The organism is Pseudomonas sp. SCA2728.1_7, assembly GCF_018138145.1.
Classification (GTDB): domain Bacteria; phylum Pseudomonadota; class Gammaproteobacteria; order Pseudomonadales; family Pseudomonadaceae; genus Aquipseudomonas; species Aquipseudomonas koreensis_A.
The window spans coordinates 841,404-853,436 of the sequence record NZ_CP073104.1; the positions used below are offsets into that span (position 1 = coordinate 841,404).

Here is a 12,033-nt window from a genome sequence, read left to right on the forward strand (position 1 = left end):
TATTGATGAGTTGTCTGCACAAACCAGCTCACTGTGTTCTTCGACAGGTCATAGAACCCCTCCCGGCAAGAAGGGTCTGCTCTGGTATGCCCTCTCAGGAATACGTCCCATGTCCGCGCAACGCAACCTTGTCATTCTCGCTCGGGGAGGCTACGCCGCCCGGGGAATGCTGTATTTGATCATCGGCATCTTTGCGTTGCTGGCAGCCCAGGATTCAACCAGGCCAAAGGACAGTCACAAGAGTCTGGAAGCGTTGCTGGGCCAGCCATTCGGCTATTTTCTGGTTGGACTTGTCGTGGCGGGGCTGCTCGCATTTGCCGCCTGGCGTGTCCTGCAGGCAACGCGTGATGTCGACCATCACGGCACAAAATTCAAAGGGCTGGTGATTCGCACAGGGCTGTTGGTGGGCGGCTTGGTCAACGGTGCTCTGGCGTTCTTTGCATTGGGTCTACTCATCAGCGGGATTAAAAGCTCGGGCGATTCCGCAGGACAGACCAAAGACTGGCTGGCGCATCTTCTGTCCTGGGAACACTCGAACTGGCTGGTGTACCTGATCGCCCTCATTCCGCTTGGGGTCGGCATTGCTCACATCTTCAAGGGCTGGAAAGCGACGTTCGAGAAGTATTTCGAGGCCGACGAGGATGTCATGCGCTACGTCCGCCCGGTCTCGCGGTTTGGTCTGATAGCGCGCGGCGTGGTTTTTATCGAGATTGCATTGCTGCTGGCGGTCAGCGGTTCCACCTATCAAGCCATGGATCCACCGGGGATGAAGGAAGCGCTCGATGCGCTGCAGAATCTACCCGCTGGCTGGCTGATTTTGATGGTGATGGCCTTGGGGCTGATTGCCTTCTCGGTCTACAGTCTGGCGGAAGCTTTCTGGCGCAAGATCAATATGGATGTGCCGGGCGTAGCGAGAACGTAGGGTATAACCCTTGGCGATGATCACCCCGGAAAAGTCCAGACGCCGATTGCCAGACTATTGACCGAACCTTTCCCGCGAAAACAGCGTCCGAGCTAAGGCGTTATCGCTTACCGCTCACCACGAGGTTTCCGTTTGAAAGCTGCCATCGTCAGAAAATACCGTTTGATCATCAAGACTCTGGGCTATGTCGGCTGGGCGTTGTTCTGGCTGCTGCTCTGGGACATCGCCGTCACCGTCGATTTCATGTTGTTCCTCAACGCCAAGCTGAATCTGCCATTGATGCCACTGACGTTATTGGGTTCGGCATTGATCGTGCTGATCAGTTTTCGCAACAGCAGCGCTTACAACCGCTGGTGGGAAGCACGCACGTTGTGGGGTTCGATGATCAACAATTCGCGCAGCTTCGCCCGCCAGGTGCTGACGTTGCTGGATGATCCCGATGGCGAGGTCAATCCGGTCAAGTCGACCCTGTTGCGCCGCCATGTCGCCTATGTGAACTGCCTCGCGGCGCATCTGCAAGGCCAGCCTTGTCCCGAGGAAGTCCGCGCCTTCATTCCCGCCGAAGAATTCGCCCGCAGTGGCACGACCAATAACTTTGCCAACGATATCCTCACCGGATCAGCGACTTTGCTCGCGCGGGAATACAAGGCCGGGCGTCTGGACAGCATTCGCCTGGCGCGGCTTGAGTCGACATTGGTGGATTTGTCCAACAGTCAGGGCGGTATGGAACGGATTGCCAATACGCCGCTGCCCTACCCTTATGTGTATTTTCCACGGCTGTTTATTTCGCTGTTTTGCCTGATCGTCCCGGTCGGTCTGGTGGAATCGTTGGGCTGGTTCACGCCGCTGGCTTCGACCGTGGTGGGTTTTATGCTGCTGGCCATCGAACGTATCGGCACCGATCTGCAAAGCCCGTTTCGCCACAGCGAGCACCAGATTCAGATGGAAGCCCTGTGCGAAACCATCGAGAAAAACCTGCAGTCGATGCAGCGTGATTCTTTGGGTGACGTGCGCAGGCTTGAAGAGAACGCTTGAGGTGCAGCAATCGGTAACCGTCAGGACGTCTGACGGTTTCCAAATCAATCAGAACGCCGCACAACATCGCTTGTGATCGCACCGCGCTCACACATCTCCCGGAGCGCTCACTGTCATCCCCCTCTGCTTCCCGCTCCTCGCGGTCTCACATTTTGCGATGTGAGGTTTTCGCATCTGCATAAAAAAGATTGCCGATTCATTGTCAGGTGATTTTTTTCAGCCTATCTTCAATAAAACCTATACAAAGCACTTCATTGCGTACAACTCTTTCGCTATGGATTGGCCTCACGCACAGCACTGCCGCGAGCACCTTGAATGAACCCACTATTAGCCAGCCATTACCGTGAAATTCTCGTCGGCGTCGGTGAAAACCCCGAGCGCGAAGGACTGTTGGACACACCCAAGCGCGCCGCCAAAGCGATGCAGTACCTGTGCAACGGCTACACCATGAGCCTGGAAGACGTCACCAACGGTGCCTTGTTCGAGTCGCAGAGCGATGAAATGGTGATCGTCAGCGACATCGAGCTGTATTCCTTGTGCGAGCACCACATGCTGCCCTTTATCGGCAAGGCACATGTCGCGTACATCCCCACCGGCCGGGTCCTGGGGCTGTCGAAGGTCGCGCGGGTGGTAGACATGTTCGCGCGTCGCCTGCAGATCCAGGAAAACCTTACACGGCAGATTGCCGACGCCATCCAGCAGATCACCGATGCCGCCGGTGTGGCGGTGGTCATTGAAGCGCGGCACATGTGCATGATGATGCGCGGCGTTGAGAAGCAGAATTCGGTCATGACCTCCTCCGTGATGCTGGGGGCTTTCCGGGATAGTTCGACGACACGGCAGGAGTTCCTGCAACTGATCGGACGTCGATAAAGCTATACAGGGGACAGTCACTGTACAAGCCGATAGTTCGAATCTCACCCTCTTCACTTGTGTGTTTCAGGGAGTTAGGCGATGACCCGATTTCTGCTGTTACTGGCACTGGTCCTCAGCGTTGCAAGCTGCGGCAGCGTAGATGTTGCCCGTTATGCCGAGCAACAACCGGCCCTGGACCTGCAGCGTTTTTTCAGCCAGCCCGTCAAAGCCTGGGGGATGTTTCAGAAGCGCAACGGTGAGGTGGCCAAGCGTTTTGAGGTCAACATCGTCAGCCGGCGTGAGGGCAACAACCTGATTCTCGACGAGCGCTTCCTGTACAGCGACGGCACCCGCCAACGTCGCGTCTGGACTCTCACGCCCGAAGGCCAGGGGCGTTGGAGCGGTCGCGCGGCTGACGTGGTGGGTGTCGCCGAGGGCCAGGTCGCGGGCAACACGTTGCACTGGCGTTATCGCCTGAATCTGCCGGTCGATGACTCGACTTACGAAATGAGCATGGACGACTGGATGTACTTGATGGACGAGGACACCTTGATCAACCGTACCAGCATGTCCAAATTCGGCGTAGAGGTCGGACAGGTGACATTGTTCTTCCGTCGCCAGGGTGCCGGAGTCAGCGAATGAACCGCGCATTGACCCTGGCCTCGCTCGGCGACGGTTATCGCGCGCTGGTGATCGGCGCCAGTGGCGCCCTCGGCACAGCCTTTTGCCAACTGCTGAAACAGGATCCGCGCTGTGCCGACGTTCGTGCGCTGGGGCGCCGTACCCTCCCCGCGCTCGACCTTGAACGGCCCGAAACGATTGCCAGTGCCGCCTCCGAACTGGCAGGCGAAGCGCCGTATCAACTGATCATCCACGCGGCCGGTCTGCTCCATCGCGAAGGGATCAAACCGGAAAAAAGCTTCAGCGCAATCGAGCCGGAGGCGCTGCAAACCGTGTTTCAAGTGAACACGCTGGGACCGGCATTGGTGTTGCGTCATTTCCTGCCACTGCTCGATCCTCGGGGAGCGATGGCGATGCTTTCGGCCAAGGTCGGGAGCATTGGCGACAACCGTTTGGGCGGCTGGTACGCCTACCGCGCCTCCAAGGCTGCGTTGAACATGCTGATCAAGACCGCCGCCATCGAACTGGCACGCACGCGCCCGCAGAGTCGCTTGCTCAGTCTGCACCCGGGCACGGTGGTGTCGGGGTTGTCGCAACCTTTTCGCGGCGCCTCCAGCGCCCGTCCGGCAGACGTTGCCGCTGAACAGTTACTGACCTTGATAGACCAGTTGACGTCGGCCGACAGCGGCCATTTCTTTGCCTACGATGGAGAACGCCTACCCTGGTAGGCAAGGAGTGAAGCATGAACCTGCAAGCCCTCACCGAACGTGCGGCCAACAGTGAAATACGTGAACTGGAGCTGCTGTCACTCGAAGGTGGTTTTTATCTGGCGCGGATCCGTCTGGATCACGGCCAGTTCACCCTGCTGGATGACGCAGCCAAGCCGATGCACCTGCGCTCGATCACCCACCTGCGTGACTTGCTGCAGACCGTGCCGGCCTTTCCCTGCGTGCTGGTGCAGCAATGCGTGCACGACGAAATGTGCGGGCGCGATACAGGGCCTGTCGAAGAGCTGCGCATTCCCTTTTCGCTCACTACGCCCGTATGAGTCGAACCACGCACATCAACTGGTAACGAGCGGGGGCCGCCCCATTTGTCGCGTACCCGCTAAGCTGGTGTTACGGCCGTGCGTCAGTTGAACGTTGTTGGCTGAGTGAAAACAGCAAAATAGAAATGCTGTCATAACCATGATTTTTTCTGACAAAACGGCGTCTTTTGCAGGTTTTCAAAAGCTCTGTTGAAGCCTGTCAGAGCGCCATTTGCGGCCCAAGCGGATTATCAAAAATCCAATAACGCTTTATTACTGAATTAGTGATTTAACTAGGTAGTTACCTAACTATATAATGCGTTCCTCATTTCAACGGGACACTCAACGTGAAGCAGAGTCAACGCCTCTCGGGCATATCAAAATTCATTCTGATCGGGCTGGGCATCGTCATCGCCCTGCTCGGCTTGGCGCTCGCTGCTGGCGGCGTGAAGTTGGTCAGCCTGGGAGGCTCTTGGTACTTCCTGGTGGGTGGCTTGGTCATGGCCGTTTCCGGTCTGCTGATCGCGCGCTTCAAGCTGGCCGGCGCGTGGTTGTTCGCCGCGTTCCTGGTGGGCACCGCGATCTGGGCGGTGAGCGATGCCGGGCTGGTGTTCTGGCCGGTGTTCTCGCGCCTGTTCATGTTCAGTGTGATCGGCTTGGTCGTGGCGCTGGTTTATCCGCAGCTCAAGCGTGCCAACGGTGGCGTTGCTGGTCGCGGCGCTTACGCCGTGGCTGCGGTGCTCGCGGTCGGCGTGGTTGTGGCGGCCGGCAATATGTTTGTCGCCCATCCAACCGTGGCGGCAACCGGCACTGGCCCGGGCCTGACCCCGGTCGAGCCGGACAAGGCGCAAAAGGACTGGGCTCACTACGGGAATACCGAAGGTGGCAGCCGCTTCGCTGCGCTGGACCAGATCAACCGCAACAACGTCGACAAGCTGAAAGTGGCGTGGACCTATCACACCGGTGACGTCGCCGAGAGCGATGGCAACGGTGCTGAAGATCAGCTGACCCCGCTGCAGGTTGGCAACAAGGTGTTCATCTGCACCCCGCACAACAACCTGATCGCCCTCGATGCCGACACCGGTAAAGAGCTGTGGAAGAACGCGATCAACGCTCAGTCGAAAGTCTGGCAGCGCTGCCGTGGCATGGCCTATTTCGACGCCACCAAAGCGATTGCTCAGCCGAGCAACTCGTCGATCATCGAAGCCAAGCCTGCGCCGGCCGCCAATTGCCAGCGTCGTCTGCTGACCAACACCATCGATGCGCGCCTGATCGCGGTCGATGCGGACACCGGCGAGTTCTGCCAGGGTTTCGGCAACAACGGCCAGGTTGATCTGAAGGCTGGTTTGGGTAATGTCCCGGACAGCTACTATCAGCTGTCCTCCGCTCCGCTGATGGCCGGCACCACCGTGGTGGTTGGCGGTCGCGTGGCTGACAACGTGCAGACCGACATGCCAGGCGGCGTGATCCGTGGTTTCGACGTGATGACCGGCGCCATGCGCTGGGCGTTCGACCCGGGCAACCCGCAGGATAAAAACGCGCCGGCCGAAGGCAGCACTTATGTGCGCAGCACGCCGAACAGCTGGGCACCGATGTCCTATGATCCGGCGACCAACACCGTGTTCCTGCCGATGGGCAGCTCGTCGACCGACATCTATGGTGTCGAGCGCAGCAAACTCGATCACACCTACGGTGCTTCGATCCTCGCGCTGGACGCCACCAGCGGTGACGAGCGCTGGGTATTCCAGACCGTGCACAACGATCTCTGGGACTTCGACCTGCCGATGCAGCCGAGCCTGATCGACTTCACCAAGGACGGCAAAAGCATTCCGGCGCTGGTCATCGGCACCAAGGCCGGGCAGATCTACGTGCTCGACCGTGCCACCGGCAAACCGCTGACCGAGGTTAAAGAAGTCCCGGTGAAAGCGGCGAACATCCCCAACGAACCGTACTCCCCGACTCAGCCGAAATCGGTGGGCATGCCAGAAATCGGTGCTCAGCACCTGACTGAATCGGACATGTGGGGCGCTACTCCATACGATCAGTTGCTCTGCCGCATCGACTTCAAAGGCATGCGCTACGACGGCCTGTACACCGCGCCGGGCATGGACAAATCGCTGAGCTTCCCGGGTTCGCTGGGTGGCATGAACTGGGGCAGCATTTCCACTGACCCAGTGCACGGCTTCATCTTCGTTAACGACATGCGCCTGGGTCTGTGGATTCAGATGATCCCGTCGCAGAACAAAGGCCAGGCCGCTGGCGGTGGCGAAGCGCTGAACACTGGCATGGGCGCCGTGCCGCTGAAAGGCACGCCGTACGCCGTGAACAAAAACCGCTTCCTGTCGGTAGCCGGCATTCCTTGCCAGGCACCACCGTTCGGCACGCTGACGGCGATCGACATGAAGACCCAGAAAATCGCCTGGCAGGTTCCGGTCGGTACTGTTGAAGACACCGGTCCACTGGGCATCCGCATGCACCTGCCGATCAAGATCGGCCTGCCAACCCTCGGCGGCACGCTGTCGACCCAAGGTGGTTTGATCTTCATCGCCGGCACTCAGGACTTCTACCTGCGCGCCTTCAACAGCGGCAACGGTGAAGAAGTCTGGAAAGCACGCCTGCCTGTCGGCAGCCAGGGCGGCCCGATGACCTATGTTTCGCCGAAAACCGGCAAGCAGTACATCGTCATCACCGCCGGCGGCGCGCGTCAGTCGACCGATCGCGGCGACTACGTGATGGCTTACGCCCTGCCGTAAATCACGGTGTCCACGTAAAGCGCGGCACCTTCGGGTGCCGCGCTGCTTTCCCCCTTATTGCTCATGTTTTCTGCAGGAAGATTTACATGCTATCGGCTGTTGGTTTTTCCCGTTCCGACCTGTTCAAAGGCCTGTTGCTGGGCGTCGCGTGCACCACCACCCTCCCCGCGCTGGCCGACAACGATTCCGATCTGTTGACCCGCAGCACCCTCACCGGTGACTGGGGTGGCTTGCGTCACCAGATGGATGAACAAGGCATCAAGTTCACCGGCGATTACAGCGGTGAAATGGCCTACAACGCCGACGGCGGCCTGCATCGCTCGGCGCGCTACTCGCAGAACATCAAGCTCGGTGTGCAGTTCGATCTGAGCAAACTGTACGGCGTCGACAATGCCGGCAAGGTTCAGTTGACCATCAACGACCGTCGCGGCAACAGCGCTTCGGAAGATCTGGTCGGAAACCGTCTGCCGATTCAGGAAAACTACGGCGGCCTGTACACGCGCCTGACCGAACTGAGTTACGAGCGCAGCCTGTTTACCCCGGCGCTCAACGTGAAGCTCGGTTACATGGCCATGGGTAATGACCTCGGCGGCCTCGACAGCGGCATTCTGTGCAACTTCATGAACGCCGGTTTCTGCGGTCACCCGCTGAACATGTCCGGCGGCAGTGGCTGGACCAACTACCCCAACGCCCACCTCGGTGTGCGGGTGAAATACGACCTGTCGCCGTCCTGGCAACTGCGCGTGGCCGCGTTCAACGTCGACCCGCAAAGCAACGGCAACTCCAGCCGTGCCTGGCACCTTGGCCCGAAACACACCACCGGCACCGTGGTGCCGATCGAGTTGGTCTACAAACACGCGGGCGCCCTGCCAGGCGAATACAAACTCGGCTATTACTACGACAGCTCCGATGTAAAACGCATCGGCAGCGATAAAGAAGTGTCCGGTCGCGGCGGTCATTACCTGCTGATCGATCAGGCCGTCTGGAACTCGCCAACGTCCGAAGGCCGCAGCCTGCACGCGTTCGGTCAGTACTCGGCCGCCAGTGAAGCGGCTTCGCCGTTCAGCAAGTGGTACGGTACCGGCGTGGTTTTGTACAAACCGTTCGAAGGTCGCCCGCGAGACACCGTCGCGCTGGGCTACGGTCGCGCCGTGCCGAACCCGCGCAGCCGCGACGTGCTGCAGGACGCCACATTGAACAACGGCACGGCATTCCCGAACCTGGACAGCGCCGAGCAATTGATCGAACTCGGTTATGGCTATCAAGCCACGCCTTGGCTGACCCTGCGCCCGAATGTGCAGTACATCATCGAGCCGGGCGCGTTCTCCGGGCAGGACATCGACAATGCGCTGGTGTTTGGATTGCAGGTGAAAGCTGCACTCTGAGGCCCCGAATAGCAGGCAATAAAAAACCCGGTTTGAATGCCGGGTTTTTTATTGTCTTCAAGATCACTTTTTCTTTTTAGCCGGCTTGTCAGCCTTCTTCGAATCCTTGGCCTTCTCAGGCTTGCTGTCCGCTTTTTTGGCAGACTTCTTCGGCTCGGCATCTTTTTTCTTGTCTTTCTTGTCCTTGTCGGAGGACTTGGAAAGCGCCGAAGCTGCCGCTGATTTCTTCGCAGGTGATGACTTTTTGTCTTTCAGATCCTTGCTGGCTTTCGAAGCGTCACCTTTGTCTTTGCTTTTCTTTTCGTCTTTAGCCACGTTGACCACCTCTCGGAGTGTGCCGTGATTGACACAGCGCCTGTGCGATTGACCACAAGCTAATCATTAGGCGAGCAGGTTCCGAGGCCGTTCAGATTATTTTCAGGCGTTCGAAAAAAGCCAAATAAAGGCAGCGCCGGCTATTGTCAGCGCCACCGTTTAACAATGGCCCGCTAATCAGGCTTTGTTGCCAGCCTTTTTCTTACAATAAATCAAGAAGTTAGTAATTGAAGAGACCTGCATGGGTCGGCAGCTAGTATTGCACCACACAAAAACAAGATCCCAATCCCATGCAGGCCATCCGATTCTTACACAGCGCGCTCGCCCAAGCACTTCCCGCTGTCCATTCTCGTCGTCTGAAAACATTGATGTGTTGTGTCAGCGCATTACTCCAAGGACGTCGGCTCATTCTGACGGGGCTTGGTCGATTCATGTCAGGCAAGGCCTGCCCCAAACACACCATCAAACGAGTCGATCTGTTGCTGGGTAATCGGCATCTGCAAACCGAGCGTTCGCTGTTTTGGAGCTGATGCAGGTTTTCGCCGGCCATGGATCAAAGCCGTCGAGGCGCAAGGCTGGTATTACGTGGGTCGAGTGCGTAACCGGGATCTCTACCGCAACGACGCACAAATTTGGCTGCCGGTTAAAAACCTCTACGCCTTGGCGTCGTCCGCACCAAAATCACTGGGTCGGATCGAGATGACCCAAAGCGCTCCGCACTTCATCCATTTGTACTGCATCAGGCATTCTGCAAAGGGTCGCAAGCATCAGCGTGTCACCGGTTCAATCGCCAAAAACAAACTCAGCAGGCAATCGGCCAATCGTGAGCGAGAGCCTTGGTTATTGGCCAGCAACTTACCGGAGGATCAATGGAATCCATCGAGAATCGTGGCCATTTACAAGCAGCGTATGCAGATAGAGGAAGGCTTCAGGGATGTAAAAAGCGAGCACTTTGGCGTTGGCGTGACTCGCCATCGGAGTCACTGTCCACGCCGAATCGAAGTGCTTTTACTGATCTCGGCTTTGGCCAATCACATCATTTTTTTCACGGGGTTGCAGGCCCGCGAAGCGGGTCATGAACATCGTTTTCAAAGCAATAGTCTTTAACGCCGACGGGTGTTGTCGCTGTGGCGACTGGGCTTGGAATACTGGCGCAGTGGACGCGGCTCAAACTCTCGAAAAACCTTGGAGAGACTTGAGCGCGCCTTGCGAGCCGAGGTACATCAACAGGCGCAGGTGTTGGAGTAGTTTGTGGGGATCCCTCAGAATCTGGCCCCTTATTCCTTCTGTCCTTTTCTCGCTTTTCTCTCTTCTCTTGTCCCCTTATCGCAAAAAAGTATTAAAAACTGTCATTTATTACAGGTGATTCAATGCTGATAACAGCCTACTGTTTTATTGCGTAATCCGAGGAAGGGCAGTGAGACGGATATGCATTCCATTTGTTATTGTCAGTAAAATACTTCGGAGATTAGTGTGATGGAAAATAATGACGGAAAAAAAATTGCCGATAGTAAGATTGGTATTGGTAATGAGTTGACCGTATTTTTAAATAATGAAGGCATGAGGACGACGAAGGCACCAAGTTATAAGGGGACTCTTGAAGGGACCGATAGTTACGGATTGACAATCAAGGAAGTGGTCAACATGAAGCCAGTCTCAGTTTATGTAAAATATGACCATATAGCCTGTATATTCAACAAAGATGACATTGATAGAATTGAACTGCCTATTGTACCAGCTGGTAGAAGTTGTATAAATGACGATGACAACTTTAAACTGCCTCGTGATAACCTCGTTGATATCGGTATTCTTCCTAATGGAGGGCTTATTGATGACATTAAGAGTGAGCATTAAACTGCCTAATGAAGGGGTTGGCATCAGTATTGAATAGGTCATCAAAAAACGGAAGAAAGAGGGGATTTATTTAATCGACTTCTTTAATAACTCCCTCTCTTTCTGATCAACAGGAGGATAGATCCTGAGGGGCCCCCGATTTTTCTTACAGAATATCAAGAAGTTGGAATATTGAAGAGATCTGCATGAGTCGGCAACTTGATTTGCACCACACAAATACAAGAAACCGAACCCATGCAGGCCATCCAGAACGCTCGCTCAAGCACTGCCCTCTATCCATTCTCGCCGCCTGACATCACTGAGCCTTTGATCCTGGTCACTGGTCTCGAATTGACACTTAAGGCACAGCCTTTTTGCTAAGAGCATCGACTCCTCTGGCGGGGCGCTCATTTCCTGTTTATGAAAGCGTTCATGAGCGCGAGAGCTGCCCCAAGTACCAAAACCGCCTACTCAAATCTCTGGTCGAATTGCTACCTGATAACTGCGTCGCGATTCTGGTCACCGGTGCGGGTTTTCGACGACCGTGGATGAAGGCAGTGGCTGCGCAAGGCTGGTATTACGTCGCGCGGATAAGGAATAGCGACTTTATCAGCGCGATGAAACTGACTGGCAACCGGTGAAGAATTTGTATGCTTTGACCGCCGCCTCACCCAAGGCACTTGGCCGTGTCGAGATGACTCGAAGCGCCCAACACTTCATCGACTTGTACTGCGTACGGCACTGCGCCAAGCGCCGCAAACACCAACGCGTTACGGGTTCAATTGCAAAAAAACAAACTGAGTCGACAGTCCGCCAGACGCGAGCCTGAACCTTGGTTGCTTGCCAGCAACCTGGCTCAGGACGAGTGGAGTCCGGCAAAGATCGTGGCGGTTTATAAACGCCGTATGCAAATCGGGAGGGCTTCAGGGATGTGAAAAGTAAGCACTTGGGATTGGGTCTGAATCAACATCGAAGCCATTGCCTGCATCGTATTGAGATACTGCTGTTGATTGCCGCTCTCGCCCATTACCTGCTCTTTTTAACAGGACTTCAGGCTCGAAAAAGTAACCTTGAGCGGCGCTATCAAAGCAACAGTCTCAGAGAAAGACGCGTGCTCTCATTGTGGCGACAGGGCCTGGAGTCTTGGCGTAGATGCATAGCGTTCGGAGGCAGCGGAGATTGGGAAAGATTAGAGAAAGCTCTGCGCGATGAGCTGCGTCATCAGGCGCAGAGCCTGGAGTAGATTTGTGGGGGGGCCTTCAGGGTCTGTCTTTTAATCCCGCTCTA

At 56.4% G+C, this 12,033-nt stretch carries 10 protein-coding genes and 2 pseudogenes; 11 read left to right on the plus strand and 1 reads right to left on the minus strand.

Translation table 11 applies throughout. The features are described from left to right. Positions 1-109 precede the first annotated feature (109 nt). From KBP52_RS03740 to KBP52_RS03775, 8 genes are all read left to right on the plus strand, one after another. Complete coding sequence (locus KBP52_RS03740) at positions 110-922, plus strand: DUF1206 domain-containing protein (protein ID WP_212622105.1); 813 nt, start codon at positions 110-112, stop codon at positions 920-922. Between the two features lie 132 nt (positions 923-1,054). Then, positions 1,055-1,957, plus strand: coding sequence for a bestrophin family ion channel (locus tag KBP52_RS03745; protein ID WP_160057785.1), 903 nt, complete (start codon positions 1,055-1,057; stop codon positions 1,955-1,957). A gap of 315 nt (positions 1,958-2,272) precedes the next feature. Then, on the plus strand, positions 2,273-2,830 hold the full coding sequence (gene folE, locus KBP52_RS03750) for a GTP cyclohydrolase I FolE (protein ID WP_077572935.1): 558 nt from the start codon (positions 2,273-2,275) through the stop codon (positions 2,828-2,830). Positions 2,831-2,911: 81 nt separating this feature from the next. Next, entirely contained in the window at positions 2,912-3,454 is a 543-nt protein-coding gene (locus tag KBP52_RS03755; RefSeq protein ID WP_077572936.1) for a DUF3833 domain-containing protein, read from the plus strand. After that, positions 3,451-4,161: an SDR family NAD(P)-dependent oxidoreductase gene (locus KBP52_RS03760; protein WP_077572937.1), complete on the plus strand. Its 711-nt coding sequence runs from the start codon at positions 3,451-3,453 to the stop codon at positions 4,159-4,161. Before KBP52_RS03755 ends, KBP52_RS03760 begins: the two co-directional genes overlap by 4 nt. 14 nt (positions 4,162-4,175) lie before the next feature. Further along, complete coding sequence (locus KBP52_RS03765; RefSeq protein ID WP_077572938.1) at positions 4,176-4,481, plus strand: DUF6482 family protein; 306 nt, start codon at positions 4,176-4,178, stop codon at positions 4,479-4,481. Between the two features lie 326 nt (positions 4,482-4,807). Further along, positions 4,808-7,213 (plus strand): glucose/quinate/shikimate family membrane-bound PQQ-dependent dehydrogenase, encoded by a 2,406-nt coding sequence (locus KBP52_RS03770; protein ID WP_212622106.1) that lies wholly within the window; start codon positions 4,808-4,810, stop codon positions 7,211-7,213. A gap of 86 nt (positions 7,214-7,299) precedes the next feature. Further along, positions 7,300-8,598: a carbohydrate porin gene (locus tag KBP52_RS03775; protein WP_212622107.1), complete on the plus strand. Its 1,299-nt coding sequence runs from the start codon at positions 7,300-7,302 to the stop codon at positions 8,596-8,598. Positions 8,599-8,661: 63 nt separating this feature from the next. Here KBP52_RS03775 and KBP52_RS03780 read toward each other — a convergent pair whose 3' ends face one another. Continuing rightward, positions 8,662-8,913 (minus strand): hypothetical protein, encoded by a 252-nt coding sequence (locus KBP52_RS03780; protein WP_123594637.1) that lies wholly within the window; start codon positions 8,911-8,913, stop codon positions 8,662-8,664. Positions 8,914-9,203: 290 nt separating this feature from the next. On the opposite strand from KBP52_RS03780, the pseudogene KBP52_RS03785 reads away from it, so the two are divergent. The 3 genes and pseudogenes from KBP52_RS03785 to KBP52_RS30430 form a co-directional block, all read left to right on the plus strand. Then, positions 9,204-10,161, plus strand: a pseudogene (locus KBP52_RS03785) (IS4 family transposase). Positions 10,162-10,389: 228 nt separating this feature from the next. After that, complete coding sequence (locus KBP52_RS03790) at positions 10,390-10,767, plus strand: hypothetical protein (RefSeq protein WP_212622108.1); 378 nt, start codon at positions 10,390-10,392, stop codon at positions 10,765-10,767. Between the two features lie 320 nt (positions 10,768-11,087). After that, positions 11,088-11,899 (plus strand): annotated as a pseudogene (locus KBP52_RS30430) (IS4 family transposase); the annotation flags it as partial. Positions 11,900-12,033 lie beyond the last annotated feature (134 nt).

Bases quoted from the DNA above. Each gene is read 5' to 3' on its own strand.
- KBP52_RS03740 (WP_212622105.1), top strand. From the start codon at position 110: ATGTCCGCGCAACGCAACCTTGTCATTCTCGCTCGGGGAGGCTACGCC.
- folE (WP_077572935.1), top strand. From the start codon at position 2,273: ATGAACCCACTATTAGCCAGCCATTACCGTGAAATTCTCGTCGGCGTC.
- KBP52_RS03755 (WP_077572936.1), top strand. From the start codon at position 2,912: ATGACCCGATTTCTGCTGTTACTGGCACTGGTCCTCAGCGTTGCAAGC.
- KBP52_RS03760 (WP_077572937.1), top strand. From the start codon at position 3,451: ATGAACCGCGCATTGACCCTGGCCTCGCTCGGCGACGGTTATCGCGCG.
- KBP52_RS03765 (WP_077572938.1), top strand. From the start codon at position 4,176: ATGAACCTGCAAGCCCTCACCGAACGTGCGGCCAACAGTGAAATACGT.
- KBP52_RS03775 (WP_212622107.1), top strand. From the start codon at position 7,300: ATGCTATCGGCTGTTGGTTTTTCCCGTTCCGACCTGTTCAAAGGCCTG.
- KBP52_RS03790 (WP_212622108.1), top strand. From the start codon at position 10,390: ATGGAAAATAATGACGGAAAAAAAATTGCCGATAGTAAGATTGGTATT.